1 protein-coding gene is annotated in these 483 nt (G+C 60.9%); it reads right to left on the reverse strand.

Annotated elements, in window-relative coordinates:
• A partial coding sequence (locus A3722_RS15045; RefSeq protein ID WP_201722041.1) for a transposase occupies positions 1-304 on the reverse strand: 304 nt, incomplete at its 3' end.
• Positions 305-483: the final 179 nt, after the last annotated feature.

The following is a 483-nucleotide window of genomic DNA, read 5'->3' on the forward strand; positions in this document are numbered from 1 at the left end:
CAACCTCCACCCGTTCCAGATGTTTGGGCAGTGATCCGCGATTAGTTTGGCGAGGCTTTGGGGGCCGCACAGGCGCGGTGCGCGCGTCGGCGTCGATCTCGGCTTCCACCTGCGCGATGGCCGTCTCGATATCTTCGAGTTCCAGCTCATATTGGGCCGGATCGATCTTCTCGGACTTGGCCCCGAAGAGCGCCTTTTTGAAGGAAGCGACCAAGGCTTCCAGCCGCGCATTCTGATCCTGCTGCGCACGGATGATCGCCTTCAATTCGGCAATGTCATCAGGCAATTCGTCAGGTGCAGTCATGACCGATACCATAGCAAAACAAGGGCCGAATGACCCGTGCAAACGTGCCAGTGAGTCACTCCGCCGCAGCTGGGGCTGCCACCTCCAGAGGCCGCACGCGCCGCCAGTCCAAACCCGCAAACAGCGCCTCAAACTGGGCCGGTTCCAGCCGCATCACCCCGTTCTTGATCGCAGGCCAT

It is taken from the genome of Sulfitobacter sp. HI0027, assembly GCF_001634775.1.
GTDB lineage: Bacteria > Pseudomonadota > Alphaproteobacteria > Rhodobacterales > Rhodobacteraceae > Sulfitobacter.